Raw genomic sequence first — 15,333 nt, 5'->3', positions numbered from 1 at the left:
CGACCTGATCGTGATGATCAGGGGAGGTACTTATGATTTCTGTGGTGTATGCATGGCTGGCCATTTTGACGGTGGCCTGCGTTTTGGTAATGAACGGTTGGCTGGCGTTGACCCTGCAACGGTTGTCCGTGCCAGCCGATAAAACCCGGCGCATGGTTGCCACGTCGGTGCTCGGTCTTTTCGGCTGGTTGTTGATCAGTGGCGCGCTGGCGTACAGCGGTTTTCTTGCGCAATGGGATGCGCGGCCACCGCACCTGGCGGTTATTCCGTTGGTGGCGTTGATCGCGGTGGTACTGATTCATCGGGCGTCGGGGTTTCGCCGCTTGATCGAGATCACTCCACGGCATTGGCCGGTGGCGATGGAGTCCTTTCGGATCGGGGTCGAACTGGCGTTCTGGGGTTTGTTCCTGGCCGGAGGCGCGCCGACGCAAGTGACCTTCGAAGGGCGTAACTTTGATGTACTGGTTGGCCTGTCCGCACCGCTGATTGCCTTGGCGATAATGCGCTTCAAGCTCAGCCCGCGCTGGGTCATTGTGTGGAACGTGGCGGGGCTGGGCATTCTGTTCAACACCATTATCACCACCTTTACCTCGACGCCGGGGCCGCTGCACCTGAACTGGCCAGGCGAACCCTTTACCGCCTTTGCGACCTGGCCCTTCGTCTGGATTCCGGGATTGCTTGCACCGTTGGCGATCTTCCTGCACCTCTTTTCAATCCGGCAAAACGCAGCGCTGATTCGCCAGAACAAAGCGCCTGAAGGCCTCCACACGAAACCTTGATCATTTGCAGTTTAGGTACCTCGACCCGCTCAACCACTGCGGGTCGGGGTAGTAGGCCAGCACCAGCTGGCCGTCTTTCAGGGCGTCGATCAACGGCCTGGCGATTTCCGGGCGCACGGCGGGGCACCCCCAACTGCGACCGATCCGGCCATTGCTGCGCGCCAGATCGGCACTCACATACGGTGCGCCGTGAATGACGATGTCGCGGGCGAGGGCGTTGTCATTGAAGCCGGGTTCCAGGCCTTGCATACGCAGGGAATAACCGTTGTGACCGTCGTAGGCGGCCTGGGTCCGGTACAGGCCGAGGCTGGTGGATTTGCTGTCATCGTCGTTGGAAAAACTGGTTGCCAGGTTCTCGCCGCTGCTGCGGCCATGGGCGACCAACTCCTGGAACAGCAACGTGCGCCGGGCAAGGTCGAAGACCCAGAGTCGTTGTTCGGTGGAAGGTCGCGAATAGTCGATCACCGCCAGGCGTTGCGCCGGTGCGGGATCGTTGAGTGCCTTGCATTGCGAGGCATGGACCGCCAGGGCAATCACCTTGGGATTGGCGCTGGGCGCAGCCTTGGCCAGCGCGGCTTCCAGTGACTCGGCGAGGGCGGAGTTCATGCAGCCGACTAGTAGCAGGGACGTCAGTAATGCAGTGCAGTGTCGGGTCATGGCAGTGTTGTCTCCTGTCAGTTCGCCATTGCAGCGGTGCGACGATCCGACAAGCCTCCCACAGCCCCTGTGCCAGCCACAAATCCCCGTGGAAGCAGGCTTGCGAAAGCGGTCCCAAGCGATTCCTTAACCACGTAAAACGATACTCACCGGCGATTCCTGGTAATCCAGCAATGCCAGGCGTCGTCGCACTGCAGCTTCGATTCCGTCCGCGTCGAGTCCACATTCGGCGAGCATTTCCGCAGGTTTAGCCGGTTCGACATAACGATCCGGCAAGCCCAGGTTGAGCAGCGGTTTGAGCAGGTTTTGCTCGGCGAGAAACACCGCTACGGCACTGCCGGCACCACCCATGACGCTGTTTTCCTCGATGGTCACTAGCAGCTCGTGACGCTCAGCCAAGTCGCGGATCAACGCCGCGTCCAGCGGTTTGACGAAGCGCATGTCGGCCAGCGTCGCGTCTAGCGCTTCGGCGACTTTCAGCGCTTGCGCCACCTGTGGGCCGAACACCAGTAAGGCGACTTCCTTGCCCCGACGGCGAATGATCCCTTTGCCGATTTCCAGCGGTTCCAGACCGGGTTCGATGTTGGCGTTCGGCCCGTTGCCACGGGGGTAACGCACCGCCGCCGGCCCCCGGTGGTGGAAGCCGGTGCACAGCAGGCGGCGCAGCTCGTTTTCATCGCTAGGGGTCATGATGATCATGCCGGGAATGCAGCGCAGGTAGGCGAGGTCAAAGCTGCCGGCGTGGGTCGGGCCGTCTTCGCCCACCAGCCCGGCACGGTCGATGGCGAACAGCACGTCGAGATTCTGCACCGCGACATCGTGGATCAGTTGATCGTAGGCCCGTTGCAGAAAGGTCGAATAAATCGCCACCACCGGCTTTAATCCGGCGCAGGCCATACCAGCGGCGAGGGTGACCGCGTGTTGTTCGGCAATCGCCACGTCGAAATAGCGTTGCGGGTAGCGCTGGCTGAACTCAATCAGGTCCGAGCCTTCCTTCATGGCCGGTGTGATTCCGGTCAGGCGCGGGTCGGCGGCGGCCATGTCGCACAACCACTGGCCGAAGACATTGGCGTACTTCGGCCCACTGACCTTCTTTGCTTGAACCACCGGCTGCACCGGTTCCTGTCGGGTGATGGCGTGGTAGCCAATGGGATCGGCCTCGGCCGGGGAGAAGCCCTTGCCCTTTTTAGTGACCACATGCAGAAATTGCAGGCCATCGAGACAACTGACTCGCCGCAGGGTTTCTATCAGGGTCGGCAAGTCGTGGCCGTCGATGGGGCCGCTGTAGTTCCAGCCCAATTCTTCGAACAAGGTTCCGGGCACCAACAGGCCCTTGGCATATTCCTCGGTGCGGCGCGCCAACTGCCAGGCGCCCGGCAGGTGCGAGAGGATGTGTTTACTGCTTCCGCGCACGCTGGAATAGGTGCGACTGGAGAGAATGCGCGTCAGGTAGTTGGACAGGCCGCCGACGTTGTTGGAGATCGACATCTCGTTGTCGTTGAGAATCACCAGCATGTTGGCCTGGACATCGGCGGCATGGTTCAGCGCTTCGAAGGCCATGCCGGCGGTCATCGCGCCGTCGCCGATCACCGCGACGGTTTTACGCTGTTCGCCCTTGAGGCGCGCGGCAATGGCCATGCCCAGCGCGGCGCTGATCGAGGTGCTGGAGTGGCCGACGCCAAAGGTGTCGTATTGGCTTTCCGTGCGACGGGGGAAGGCCGCGATGCCGTTTTTTTGTCGCATTGAAAGCATGTGTTCGCGGCGGCCGGTGAGGATCTTGTGCGGGTAGGCCTGGTGCCCAACGTCCCACACCAGCAGATCGGCCGGCGTGTCGAACACGTAATGCAGCGCGAGGGTGAGTTCGATCACCCCCAGCCCGGCACCAAAATGACCACCGGTTTGACCGACCAGATACAACAGTTCCTGACGGAGCTCATCGGCCAGGGGTACCAACTCTTCCTCGCTGAGTTGACGCAATCTGTTCGGTGTCGCCGCCCGGTCCAGCAGTGGCGTGGCGGGGCGCACGCGGGGAATTTCATGGTACGTCGTGGGCATCGGAACATCCTTCAACGGACTTTGCCAATGATCGCCAGTGACCCTATTACAGACAGTGTGAAATCTATGTGTTCGGGTCAGGTTTTCCGCTGTCGATCAGTGTCGTCGTTCGACGATAAAACGGGCGAGGGCGCGCAAAGGTTCGGCGCCTTGATCAAATCCGTGTAACGCGGACAGCGCCTGATCATGCAGGACCCGCGCGTAATGCTTGGCCGCCTCCAGACCGATCAGGGACGGGTAGGTCGGTTTGTCATGGGCAATGTCGGCGCCCTGGCGCTTGCCAAGGGTCGCGGTGTCACTCTCCACATCGAGGATGTCGTCCTGCACCTGGAACGCCAGGCCGACGGCGCGCGCATATTCACGCAGGGCGCGCAACGAGCTGTCTTGGGCATTGCCACTGGCCAGGGCGCCGAGTTGCACGCTGGCCTCGATCAAGGCGCCGGTCTTGTGCCGGTGCATCACTTCCAGGGCGCTCTGGTCCAACTGATGACCCACGGCCTCAAGGTCGATGGCCTGACCGCCGACCAGCCCGGCGGGGCCGACGGCGCGCGCCAGGACGGCAAACATCTGCAGCCGCAGTTCGGCCTGGCTGGGGTTAAAGCGATTATCGGACAGGGCTTCGAATGCCAGCGCCTGCAAACCGTCGCCGACCAGGATCGCGCAGGCTTCGTCAAAGGCTATGTGGGTGGTCGGTCGACCGCGCCGCAGGTCGTCATCGTCCATCGCCGGCAGGTCATCGTGAACCAGCGAATAGGCGTGAATCAGTTCCACTGCGCAGGCAGCGCCCTGGGCGCGTTCGGTTTCACCATCGAGGGCTTCGCAGGCGGCGTAGACCAGCATCGGTCGTACTCGCTTGCCGCCGTTAACGACGCTGTAGTGCATCGCTTGATACAGCCGCTGCAATTCACTGCGTGGCGTTTGCAGAAAAAGCTCAAGGGCGGCATCCACGCGCACCTGGCATTGCTTCTGATAGGTCGAGAAATCAACCGGTGCTTTGTTGTAGGTCATGAGCGGAGACCATTGTCGGCAGCAGTTCTGAAAACGGCTCTGCATTGACACTAGCAGAGGGTTTGCACAGCAGCAAAGTACACACAGTAATAAAGCGGGTATTGCCGCAACCCTTGCCGGCGTTATCTTTCAGCGCATCGGTGGGTTACAGCTCACCTGACAACCTCCGCGCTTCACCAGCCATTCATCTGGGTGTGTAGACGCGTCCTTTCCAGCGTGAACGCACCCCTCGCCAATAGCGAATCGCCGAGCTCCAGGTCATGCCCAGGTAGAACGCGGCACTCAGGGGCAACAGCAACGCCCAGGCCAGCGGCATGCGGTAGTAGCGCAATATCGGCAGGTAGCACAGGGTCATGGCCAGCCAGGCGGCCAACGCCCAGGGTCTGGAATCGGCTGAATTCAGCAACACGAAAGGGCCGGCGTACGCCAGCAAAAACAGCAAGGTCACCGCCAGCAGCAGGCCGGTGGAATAGCGCAGTTGGGTGAACGCCGAGCGCGCGACCATCTCGTGAATCGACCCCAGCGAGCCATACGGGCGCAAGCTGATGACGTCACGACTCAAGCCCAGCCAGGTTCGATAGCCCGCGTTTTTCACTTGGCGGGCCAGCGCGCAATCATCGATAAGGGCTTCGCGCAGGCAGCCGAACGCGCCGATACGCCGCAATACCTCGGTGTCCAGCAACACACAGCCACCGGCGGCGGCCGCCACGTAACGATGACGGGAATTGGACAGGGCGAAGGGGTACAGCAGTTTGAAGTAGTAAACGAAGGCCGGCAGTAACAGGCAATCCCAGAAACTGCGACGGCGCAGGTCGGCCATCAGCGAGACAAAGGGCGTGCCTTCGCGCTGCTTGAAGCGCAACAACGCTGCGAGCAAACCCGGCTGCAACTGGATGTCGGCGTCCAGCAGCAGGGTCATCGAGGTTCGCACCTGAGACTGACCTTGTTCCAGCGCCCAGAGTTTTCCCGCCCAGCCGGGTGGCAACGGCTGGCCGTGGATCACTCGGGTGTGGGCAAAGCTCGCTGCAATCTGCGCAGTGGCATCGCTGGACTGATCGTCGATGAGCAACACCTGCAAGCCGTTGCCCTGTTGTCGCAAGGCGTGGAGGGTGGTGCCAATCACCTCGGCTTCGTTGCGCGCCGGAATCAAAACAGTGATGTCGCTCAGGTCGACCCCCTCAATCGAAGGGGACTCAACGTCGAGCCGTTCGCGGGTGCTCCAGGGTCGCCAGGGCGCCAGCAGTACCGCGCCCCACATCAGCAAGGGCAGGTAGGAGAAGGGCGTCGGCATTCGCTCAGCGCTCGCCCAGGTCCTGAGCCTGCGACTGCAGGGTGTGCACGGCGATACGTTGTGGGTCGGTGCGCGGTGGGTACAGCACCGGCAACTCGGGGGCCATCGCGCCGTCGGTGCGCGGACCGAACAAGGCCACGCCCATGGCTTTCAGCGGATGCGCGAAAGTGTCATTAACTGCACTGCCTTCAAACCCACAGTGGGCCATGCAGTTATCGCATTTCGGGTTGACCCCGACGCCGTAGTTGTCCCACGCGGTTTCTTCCATCAGCGCCTTGTAGGTCGGCGCGTAACCTTCGTCCACCAGCAGGTAGCAGGGCTTCTGCCAGCCGAAAATGTTGTAGGTCGGGTTGGACCACGGCGTGCATTGGTAGCGCTGGTTGCCGGCAAGGAAGTCGAGGAACATTGACGACTGATTGAACACCCATTTGCTGTGGCGTTGCTTGCCGCGTTTGAACACCTCGCGAAACAGCGTCTTGCTTTCGGTACGGCCGAGAAACACGTCCTGACGCGGTGCATGCTGGTAGCTGTAGCCGGGGGAAACGGTGATGCCTTCGATGCCCAGCGCGGTGGCGTAGTCAAAAAAATCGGCGACTTCGTCGGGCGGCTCCTGGTTGAACAGGGTGCAATTGATGGTCACCCGATAACCGCGCGACAACGCCAGTTTGATCGCCTCGACGGCTTTGTCGAAGATGCCTTCCATGCACACCGACTCATCATGGCGCTTTTGCAAGCCATCCAGATGAATGGACCAGGTGAAGTAGGGCGACGGCTGGTATTCGTCGATGTGCTTGGGCAGCAGAATGGCATTGGTGCACAAGTAGACGAATTTCTTGCGGGCGATGATGCCTTGCACGATTTGCGGCAGCTCTTTATGGATCAGCGGCTCGCCACCGGGAATCGACACCACGGGCGCGTCGCATTCGTCCACGGCGCGCAACGCCGCTTCGACACTCATGCGGGTTTTGAGGATGTGTTTCGGGTGATCGATCTTGCCGCAGCCGGCACAGGCCAGATTGCACTGGAACAACGGCTCGAGCATCATCGCCAGCGGGTAACGATGCTCACCTTTCAGCTTCTTGCCGATGATATAGCTAGCAATCTTTGCTTGCTGAATAAGAGGAACGCCCAAGGGGTTCTCCACACTATCAGTTCATCAATTCAGAAGCTTAAGGGGAGCCGAATAACTCGGCATGATCCCGGCGCAGACGTTCCCACTCGATCTTGAACCATGGCGTGAACTGCTGCGGGTGCTCGACCAGCTCCAGATCCAGCGCCACTGGAGAAATGTAGCGCAATGCCGAGACTTCGTTAAGGTTAAGCGTCGGCACGTCGTCGCTGCGCCCGGCGTAGACCCAGCACAATTCGTGCTCGGCGCCTTCTGCGTCGAATTGCGCCTGGTATTCGAATTTGAACAGAAACTGCGTAGTGCAACGCATGCCCAGTTCTTCAGCGAGGCGCCGTTCGATGGCGACATCCAGGGTTTCGCCACGGCGTGGGTGGCTGCAGCAGGTGTTGGACCAGAAGCCCGGCCACAGGCGCTTGCCTTCGGCCCGTTGCTGCAACAGCAGTTCGCCCCGGCTGTTGAACACCAGCAAGGAAAACGCCCGGTGCAACAGACCCTGGCCCTGATGCGCGGATTGCTTGTCGAGAAAGCCGATCTCGCGATCCTGTTGATCGACCAGAACCAGTGGCTCGTCGTTGAAGGAAACCACGTCTCTCGATTGGCGCCACACATGATCCTGGTTAGCCAAAATCAACCTCCTTAGCCGAGCCATTTTTGCAGTGTAGCGCAGTAGCATAGCGCACAAAATGTCAGCCGCAGGATTTCTCCTGCGGCGGTGGCAACGCCTCCACGCTGACTATACTGCTGTGCCCATGTGGACCGATATTTTCTTCGACAGCTGCGCTTTTTGGCTGGGCAGCGCGCTGGTGTGCGCGGCGCTCGGCTATGCCGTGGTGGCCTTGGGCGCAGCGGGTAAAAGCCTTGGTGCAACCCCGCCGGTGACTGGCGCTGGCGCGCAGTCGTGTGCGATCAGCGTGCTCAAACCCTTGTACGGCACCGAACCGCGGCTGTATGAAAACCTGCGCGGGTTCTGCCTGCAAAACGCTGTGCAGTACCAATTGGTGTGCGGCGTGCGCGAAGCCGATGACCCGGCGATTGCGCTGGTGCAGAGGCTGCGCGATGAGTTTCCGCAACTTGATATCGAGCTGGTGGTGGATCCAACCGTGCACGGCGCCAACCTGAAAGTCAGCAACCTGTTGAACATGCTGCCACGCGCACGTCACCCGTGGCTGGTGCTGGCCGACAGCGACATCAGCGTGCCGGCGGATTATCTGGCGCGCGTCACGGCGCCGCTGGCGGATCTCCAAGTGGGCATCGTCACCTGCCTTTATTTCGGTGTTCCGTACCACGGGTTCTGGTCGCGCCTGGGTTGCTTGTTCATCGATGACTGGTTCGCGCCCTCGGTGCGGCTGGCCCATGCCTTTGGTTCACGTCGGTTTGCCTTCGGTTCGACGATTGCCTTGCGCCGGGAAACCTTGCAGGCGATTGGCGGGTTCGACATTCTGAGTGATACCTTGGCCGATGATTTCTGGCTCGGTGAACTGACTCGGCAGGCCGGTTTGCGTACGGTGCTGTCGACGTTAATGGTCGGTACCGATGTCAGCGAAACCCGCCTGGCGGCGTTGTGGGCCCACGAGCTGCGCTGGTTGCGCACCATTCGTGCGGTGGCGCCGGGCGGTTTTGCCTTGAGTTTCGTCTGCTTCACCTGGCCGGTGGTGTTGCTGGGGCTCGCCCTGGCGCCGACGACCCTCAATCTGTGCCTGGCGCTGGTTGCGGGTATGTCGCGGGTGGTGCGGTTTTTCCTCGCTCGCAACGGCCGATCGACGCCGTGGTTCGACGTATTATTAACCCCGTTGCGCGATGGCCTGTTACTGCTGGAGTGGGCGGTGGCGTTGACCGGCTGGCGGGTGAATTGGCGCGGTCGGGTGATGCATGCACGCAAGGGCGGATCGATACGCTATCCTTGATGGGCGTGTGCGTTGGCTGAGTATGGTTCAGGTGATCCTGGGAGCTGAAAATTCCTATGAAGACGCTTTTTCTGCAAGCCCCGTCGTTCGACGGTTTCGATGGCGGTGCCGGTTCGCGGTATCAGGCCAAACGCGAGATCAAGAGTTTCTGGTACCCGACCTGGCTGGCCCAGCCCGCGGCGCTGGTCCCCGGTTCACGGCTGCTGGACGCCCCGGTGGAAGAACTCAGCGTCGAACAATCGCTGGATATCGCCGCCGACTACGAGTTGGTGATCATTCACACCAGCACCCCCTCATTTCCCACCGACGCCAAGTTCGCCGAGCTACTGAAAGCGCGTCGTCCGCAGATCATGATTGGCATGATTGGCGCCAAGGTCGCGGTGGATCCCAGCGGATCGCTGAGCGCATCGACAGCCATTGATTTTGTCGCGCGGGAGGAGTTCGACTTTACCTGCAAGGAAATCGCCGAAGGCCGACCGTTGAGTGAGGTCAACGGCATCAGCTACACACTCGCTGACGGCAAGGTGCAGCACAACCCGGCGCGGGCGACGATCGAAGACATGGACGAGCTGCCGTTCGTGGCTCCGGTCTATCAGCGCGATTTAAAGATCGAGCGCTATTTCATCGGCTACCTCAAACACCCGTATGTCTCGATCTACACCGGTCGCGGTTGCCGTTCCAAGTGCACCTTCTGCCTGTGGCCGCAAACCGTCGGTGGCCATCGTTATCGGGTGCGCTCGGCGGCCAACGTGATTGCCGAGGCAAAGTGGATCAAGGACAACATGCCCGAAGTGAAGGAGTTGATGTTCGATGACGACACCTTCACCGACAGCTCGCAAATGGAGCGCGTGCATGACATCGCCCGAGGCCTGCACGCCCTGGGCTGGACCTGGAGCTGCAACGCCAAGGCCAACGTACCGTTCGAGTCGCTGAAAATCATGAAGGACAACGGCCTGCGCCTGTTGTTGGTGGGTTACGAATCCGGCGACGACCAGATCCTGCACAACATCAAAAAAGGCCTGCGCACCGACATTGCCCGCACGTTCACCGAGCATTGCCGCAAGTTGGGCATTCAGGTCCACGGCACCTTCATCCTCGGGCTGCCCGGCGAGACCAAGGAAACCATCGCCAAGACCATCGCCTTCGCCAAGGAAATCAACCCGCACACGGTTCAGGTGTCGTTGGCCGCGCCGTACCCCGGCACTCGCATGTATAAAGAAGCGGTGGAAAACGGTTGGCTGGAGCCGAACCGCGACGTCAATCTGGTCAACGACAAAGGCGTGCAACTGGCGTTGATTACCTACCCGCACTTGTCGCGGGAAGACATTTTTCATGGTGTCGAGACCTTCTACCGCAGTTTCTATTTCCGCCCCTCGAAGATCTGGGAGATCGTCCGGGAGATGCTCGGCAGTTGGGAGATGACCAAGCGCCGCCTGCGTGAAGGCGTGGAGTTCATGCGCTTTCTGCGCGCCCACGAGGCGTGAGTGGAGCGGGTGGATCAGGCTCGTCCGCGGCTGATCGTCACCGCTGACGACTTCGGCTTGCACCCGGCGGTCAATCAGGCGGTGGAGCAGGCGTACCGCGAAGGCGTGTTGCGCGCCGCCAGCTTGATGGTGGCCGCGCCGGCCGCTCTCGACGCGATTGCTCGCGCTCGACGCCTGCCCGGGTTGGCGGTTGGCTTGCACCTGGTATTGGCCGACGGCAACGCCATGCTGCCGGCACAACAGATTCCCGATCTTGTGGACGAGCGAGGCGAGTTCAACAGCGCTATGGTGCGCAATGGCTTTCGTTTTTTTTTCCTGCCTCGGGTCCGCCGGCAACTGGCGGCCGAGATTCGCGCCCAATTTGAAGCCTTCGCCGCCAGCGGGTTATCCCTCGATCACGTCAACGCCCACAAGCATTTCCACCTGCACCCAACGGTACTCTCACTGGTGTTGTCCATCGGCCGAGAGTTCGGCGTGCGCGCCGTGCGGTTACCTGCGGAACCGGGCATGGGACCGTGGTTGCGGCCGTGGCTGGCGCTGATGCGCTGGCGCCTCGACCGCGCGGGGGTTGTCTATAACGATCATGTGTTTGGTCTGCAACACAGCGGCGGTATGGACGAGGCGGCGGTATTGAGCCTGCTGCAACGCTTGCCCAATGGCCTGTCCGAGTTGTACTTGCACCCGGCGACTCACGGCGGCTTGACCCCCGGCATGGCCGATTACCGACATGTCGATGAGTTGGCGGCGTTGCTCTCGCCGCGGGTGCGCAGCGCAATTGTCGGGCGCTATCAGCTGTGCAACGGTTTTGCCGATTCGGCGGTGATGCCATGAAAGTCGTCAGCTACCTGGCCGGGGTGCTCGGGCTGATCGCGGTGGTGGTGCTGGTGCTGCATGAGGACACCTCGGCGATCCTCGGCGCCCTCGACCATGCGGGCTGGGCGTTGTTGTGGCTGCTGCCGTTTCACGCATTGCCGTTGCTGCTGGACGTGTTGGGCTGGCGGATGTTGTTGGCGCCCCGCGACCCGCAGCGCAACGCCGGGGTGGTCTATCTGTTCTGGGTCGCCGCCGTGCGTGAAGCCTGCAATCGGTTGTTGCCGGTGGCCAATATCGGTGGCGAGATCGTCGGCATTCGTCTGGTCAAATGGCGCGGCATCGAGGGCGCGGCGGCCACCGCCAGCGTGATTATCGAAGTGCTGTTGACCCTGCTCAATCAATACCTGTTCACCGCACTGGGCATCGTCCTGTTGATTGCCCTGAGTCAGCACGTGGGGGTTTTTGATTCGCTGCTGGTGGCGTTGATTGCCAGCCTACCGTTGCCGTTGGGTTTATTCATGCTGCTGCGTTACGGCCAGGTGTTTTCGCGTCTGGAAGGCGTGGCCGAGAAAATGCTCGGCGGGCGCACGCGTTTGAGTGAGTTGATCGATGGCAATCACCTGGATCACTCCATTCGCGCGTTGTGCGCCTATCCATGGCGATTGGTCGGTGCTGGCGCCTGGCAGTTGGCGGGGTTTGTGCTGGGCAGCTTCGAATGCTGGCTGGCGCTGCACATGCTCGGCTACCCGATCAGCCTGTGGGAGGCCATCGCCATCGAAGCGGTGACCCAGGCGTTGCGTCATCTGATTTTTATCGTACCGGCCGGGCTCGGCGTACAGGAGGGCGGGCTGGTGCTGTTCGGCGGCATGATCGGTGTGCCGCCGGATATCAGCATCGCCTTGTCGCTGGTCAAACGCCTGCGTGAGGTCGGCTTCGGTGTTCCGGCGCTGATCTCCTGGCAGTGGATGGAAATACGTCGCTTGCAAGCTCGCCATGCCGTGCGCTGAATACTGGTAACAAACTCAGGCTGAACAGGAGAATCCGTGATGAGCAGTGATATAGCGGCCGCCGACCATGCCATGCGCCACTGGAACAGCGAAGAGCCCGGACGCATCAAGATTGGCTCCGACGCCCATAAACGGCTGTTTTGCCGCATGCTGCTGGACACCCATAACCCTTACAAACCGGCAGTGATGGAATGGCCGCAGCTGAGTCCCGAGGTGTTGCAGCGGATCACCTCGTTGCCGATCTGGGACATCGCCGTGCAGACCGAGGGCCGCGCGCAGCTGCGGGTGCAGACCTATTCCGAACGCATCAGCGATCCCTTGTTGCGGGAGGCGCTGATCATGGACGGCGGAGAAGAGGCGCGGCACAAGGTGGTGTTGAGCAAGCTGGTGCAAGCCTATGGCATCGAGCTGGAACCGGAGCCCGCGTACCTGGTGCCCAAGGACCCGGAGTGGGGGTGGCTGGTCACCGGCTACAGCGAATGCATCGACAGTTTTTTTGCCTTTGGCCTGTTCGCCTCGGCCAAGCAGGCCGGCTTTTTTCCGGAAGAACTGGTGGACACCTTCGAGCCGGTGATTCAGGAAGAAGCGCGGCACATTCTGTTTTTCGCCAACTGGGTCGGCTGGTACCGTCGCCAGTTGTCCTGGTGGCAGCGCGTGGCGTTTGAGTTCAAGGTCACCCGGGTGTGGCTGTTTTTGATCTGGGAGCGCATCGGCATTGCTCGAGGTCTGGACAGCAACGAGGGAATGCAGGACGCCAACTTCACCCTCACCGGGCATCAACAGATCGGTCTCGACCTGAAACTGCCCGCGCTGTTGGACCTGTGTCTGGCCGAGGATCAACGACGCATGGCCGGCTACGATCAGCGTCTGCTGCGCCCGAGTTTCATCCCCCGGTTGGCACGTCTGGCGCGGCGTTTCCTGCGCTGAGTCAACCCTGTTGGCGAAACCAGCGCACCGCATCTTCCAGTGCCTGACGCGCGGGGCCGGGGGCATAGCCCAATTCGCGTTCGGCCTTGGCACTGGAGAAATACATCAATTTCTTCGACATCCGCACCTCCTCGACGGTGGCAATCGGCTGGGTCCCGGTCAGCCGCGCCCAGCCTTCGGCGACATGGGCGATCGGCATGACTACCGAATGCGGCAGGCGCCAGCGCGGTGGCGAACGTCCGGCAATCTCGGCGATTTCGATGAGTAATTGGCGCAGGCTGAGGTTATGCCCGCCGAGGATATACCGCTCGCCGGGCAGGCCGTGCTGGAACGCCAGCCAATGACCCTCGGCCACGTCGTCGACATGCACCACGTTAAGACCGGTATCGACGTAGGCGGGCAGGTGCCCGGCGATCGCATCACGGACGATACGCCCGGTGGGCGTCGGCTTGATATCGCGTGGTCCGATCGGCGTTGATGGGTTGACGATCACCACCGGCAGGCCTTTGGCGGCCAGCTCCCTGACCAGTTCTTCGGCGAGAAATTTGGAGCGTTTGTAATGGCCGATCATGTCCTCCAGCGACACAGGCGTGAGTTCGTCGCCCGAGCTGCCATCCCTGGGAATACCGAGGGTGGCGACGCTGCTGGTGTAGACGATACGCGACACGCCAGCCTGGCGGGCGGCCTCGAACAGCGCACGGGTGCCTTCGACGTTGGTGTGATACAACTCCTCGGGTCGCGGCGCCCACAAGCGATAATCGGCGGCCACGTGGAACAGCGCCTCGCAGCCGTCGCAGGCCCGTTGCAACGAGGCCGGGCGGGTCAGATCGGCTTCGATGACCTGCACGTCCAGGCCTTGCACATTGCGTCGGTCCGAACCCGGGCGCGCCAGGACGATCAGTTGATGACCTTCACGCAGCACGCGTCGCGCCACGGCCGAACCGACAAACCCGGTGGCACCGGTGACAAGTATTTTCACGAAAATTTCACCTTGAGATGATCCTTTGGCGACGCCGGTAATGTTGATATCCCCGAGCCCAAGGTTATCCAGCATGGACTACATTTTTCTACTACATTAGTGCCAGAGGAACATTTGAAAGGATCTCTGCCCAGCAGCATTTTCAGACTATCTCGACTCGGTGAAGAGGAGGGCGATGCATGACCCTATTCAATCCCCCGCCGGCAACTGAGGCGGCTGAGAGCATTGCCGATGCTTATCAAGACGTAACCCTGCCGAAAGTCTCCAGAACCTTTGCCCTGACCATTCCTCAATTGCCGCCCCCCCTGCGCCGTGCCGTGACCAACGCCTATTTGCTGTGCCGCGTGGCGGACACCATCGAAGACGAACCGGTTTTTTCCGCCGAGGATAAACGCCGCTACGAAGTCGGTTTCATCGACGCCGTCACCGGGCGCATCGATGCCCATCTGTTCGCCGCCGAAGTGGCGCCGTTGTTTTCCCAGGAAACCTCACCCGCCGAACGCGAGCTGGTGCATCAATTACCCCTGGTGTTGCAGGTCACGCGAAGCCTGGAACCCTCGCAACGTCAGGCGATCGTCAATTGCCTGCAGACCATGTCCCAAGGCATGCACGATTTTCAACGTAACGTCGGCGTGCAAGGCCTGGACACCCTGCGTGACATGGACCGCTATTGCTACTGCGTTGCCGGGGTGGTGGGCGAAATGCTCACCGAATTGCTCCTCGATTTCGATCCGGCACTGACCGATCAGCGCCAGACCCTGATGCGTCAAGCGGTGTCGTTCGGCCAGGGTCTGCAAATGACCAATATTCTCAAGGACCAGTGGGAAGACTACCGACATGGCGTGTGCTGGTTGCCGCAGGATGTCTTTACGCGCTATGGGGTGCGCCTCGATGGGCTTGAAGCCTGTCGTCTGGAGGCCAGCTACGCGGGCGCGATGAACGAACTGATCGGTGTCGCCCACGCCCACCTGCGCAATGCACTGGATTACACGCTGATGATTCCAATGAGGCATGGGGGGTTCCGGCGTTTCTGCCTGTGGAGCATTGGCATGGCCGTGTTGACGTTACGCAAGCTGCATAAACACCTGGATTTCTCCGCGGGCGAACAGGTCAAGATCTCCCACGGCGCCGTGGCATCGACCATTTTCCTCACCCGTTTGAGTGGACAGAGCAATACCGGTTTGCGTTGGCTGTTTGCCGCTGCCGCCGCCCGGCTCCCGTTGACACCGCTGTCTGCGGAATGGCGCGCATCGGCGCATCCGCATCTGGTTTAGCTATCGCCCGCCTGGCCAACTGGCCA

The 15,333-nt window shown here is 61.2% G+C and carries 14 protein-coding genes; 7 read left to right on the top strand and 7 right to left on the bottom strand.

Going from position 1 to position 15,333, the window contains the following annotated elements; all coding sequences use genetic code 11:
• Positions 1-32 precede the first annotated feature (32 nt).
• A complete protein-coding gene (locus ACF0H7_RS16710; protein WP_397448024.1) occupies positions 33-779 on the top strand; it encodes a hypothetical protein in 747 nt (248 codons plus the stop codon).
• On the opposite strand, the gene ACF0H7_RS16705 is transcribed toward ACF0H7_RS16710, so the two are convergent.
• The 6 genes from ACF0H7_RS16705 to idi form a co-directional block, all read right to left on the bottom strand.
• Positions 780-1,436, bottom strand: coding sequence for a murein L,D-transpeptidase catalytic domain family protein (locus ACF0H7_RS16705; RefSeq protein ID WP_397448023.1), 657 nt, complete (start codon positions 1,434-1,436; stop codon positions 780-782). It lies immediately after the preceding gene.
• A gap of 126 nt (positions 1,437-1,562) precedes the next feature.
• Positions 1,563-3,491 (bottom strand): 1-deoxy-D-xylulose-5-phosphate synthase, encoded by a 1,929-nt coding sequence (gene dxs / locus ACF0H7_RS16700; protein WP_397448022.1) that lies wholly within the window; start codon positions 3,489-3,491, stop codon positions 1,563-1,565.
• Positions 3,492-3,587: 96 nt separating this feature from the next.
• The gene (gene ispA / locus ACF0H7_RS16695; RefSeq protein WP_397448021.1) at positions 3,588-4,499 is read right to left on the bottom strand and encodes a (2E,6E)-farnesyl diphosphate synthase; all 912 of its coding nucleotides are present in this window, start codon (positions 4,497-4,499) and stop codon (positions 3,588-3,590) included.
• Between the two features lie 184 nt (positions 4,500-4,683).
• Positions 4,684-5,790, bottom strand: a complete 1,107-nt coding sequence (locus ACF0H7_RS16690) for a glycosyltransferase (RefSeq protein ID WP_397448020.1) — start codon at positions 5,788-5,790, stop codon at positions 4,684-4,686.
• Positions 5,791-5,794: 4 nt separating this feature from the next.
• Positions 5,795-6,922: an adenosyl-hopene transferase HpnH gene (gene hpnH / locus ACF0H7_RS16685; protein WP_397448019.1), complete on the bottom strand. Its 1,128-nt coding sequence runs from the start codon at positions 6,920-6,922 to the stop codon at positions 5,795-5,797.
• Between the two features lie 37 nt (positions 6,923-6,959).
• Positions 6,960-7,544 carry an isopentenyl-diphosphate Delta-isomerase gene (gene idi / locus ACF0H7_RS16680; RefSeq protein WP_397448018.1) on the bottom strand — a complete coding sequence of 195 codons (585 nt, stop codon included), beginning with the start codon at positions 7,542-7,544 and terminating at the stop codon, positions 6,960-6,962.
• A 124-nt stretch (positions 7,545-7,668) separates the two neighbouring features.
• Between idi and hpnI the strand changes: the two genes are divergently transcribed.
• From hpnI to ACF0H7_RS16655, 5 genes are read left to right on the top strand one after another with little or no spacing between them, the layout of a single operon-like run.
• Complete coding sequence (gene hpnI, locus ACF0H7_RS16675; protein WP_397448017.1) at positions 7,669-8,823, top strand: bacteriohopanetetrol glucosamine biosynthesis glycosyltransferase HpnI; 1,155 nt, start codon at positions 7,669-7,671, stop codon at positions 8,821-8,823.
• Positions 8,824-8,879: 56 nt separating this feature from the next.
• Complete coding sequence (gene hpnJ / locus ACF0H7_RS16670) at positions 8,880-10,307, top strand: hopanoid biosynthesis associated radical SAM protein HpnJ (RefSeq protein WP_397448016.1); 1,428 nt, start codon at positions 8,880-8,882, stop codon at positions 10,305-10,307.
• 9 nt (positions 10,308-10,316) lie between these two features.
• On the top strand, positions 10,317-11,138 hold the full coding sequence (gene hpnK / locus ACF0H7_RS16665) for a hopanoid biosynthesis-associated protein HpnK (RefSeq protein WP_397448015.1): 822 nt from the start codon (positions 10,317-10,319) through the stop codon (positions 11,136-11,138).
• Positions 11,135-12,127, top strand: coding sequence for a flippase-like domain-containing protein (locus tag ACF0H7_RS16660; RefSeq protein WP_397448014.1), 993 nt, complete (start codon positions 11,135-11,137; stop codon positions 12,125-12,127). The genes hpnK and ACF0H7_RS16660 overlap by 4 nt, the downstream gene beginning before the upstream one ends.
• 39 nt (positions 12,128-12,166) lie before the next feature.
• On the top strand, positions 12,167-13,054 hold the full coding sequence (locus ACF0H7_RS16655) for a ferritin-like domain-containing protein (protein WP_397448013.1): 888 nt from the start codon (positions 12,167-12,169) through the stop codon (positions 13,052-13,054).
• A 1-nt stretch (position 13,055) separates the two neighbouring features.
• On the opposite strand, the gene hpnA is transcribed toward ACF0H7_RS16655, so the two are convergent.
• The gene (gene hpnA / locus ACF0H7_RS16650) at positions 13,056-14,033 is read right to left on the bottom strand and encodes a hopanoid-associated sugar epimerase (RefSeq protein WP_397448012.1); all 978 of its coding nucleotides are present in this window, start codon (positions 14,031-14,033) and stop codon (positions 13,056-13,058) included.
• A gap of 179 nt (positions 14,034-14,212) precedes the next feature.
• Between hpnA and ACF0H7_RS16645 the strand changes: the two genes are divergently transcribed.
• A complete protein-coding gene (locus ACF0H7_RS16645; RefSeq protein WP_397448011.1) occupies positions 14,213-15,307 on the top strand; it encodes a phytoene/squalene synthase family protein in 1,095 nt (364 codons plus the stop codon).
• Positions 15,308-15,333: the final 26 nt, after the last annotated feature.

The sequence above is a fragment of the Pseudomonas sp. NA-150 genome (genome assembly GCF_044336365.1).
Lineage (GTDB): Bacteria > Pseudomonadota > Gammaproteobacteria > Pseudomonadales > Pseudomonadaceae > Aquipseudomonas.
The sequence above is the reverse complement of the archived record's forward strand: the minus strand, read 5'-3'. Positions and strand labels throughout refer to the sequence as shown.